At 22.3% G+C, this 210-nt stretch carries 1 protein-coding gene (running past one end of the window); it reads left to right on the plus strand.

Translation table 11 applies throughout. The features are described from left to right. On the plus strand, window positions 1-191 hold the 3' portion of the coding sequence (locus LUA84_RS03320) for a hypothetical protein (RefSeq protein ID WP_457913373.1). Its footprint begins 37 nt before the window's first position; only the last 191 of its 228 coding nucleotides appear in the window; its start codon lies beyond the left edge, outside the window; its stop codon occupies window positions 189-191. The last annotated feature ends 19 nt before the right edge of the window (window positions 192-210 follow it).

Genomic DNA, 210 nt, shown 5'->3' on the forward strand with positions numbered 1-210 from the left:
GATCAAGATTAAAATTTGAAAATGTTCCAAGTATGGAAGATATAAGAAATTTTGCAAAAGGATTAGTAGAAAAATTACCTGGTTATGAAATATTTAAAGAAGATATTGATTCAAGAATTGTATTAATAAAAAATAGAAGAGAAGGAATGGATATNNNNCCTATAATAAAAAATGTAGAACCTAATGTATAATTATTTTAATCTATAAGGT

The sequence above is a fragment of the Candidatus Nanopusillus massiliensis genome, from assembly GCF_920984865.1.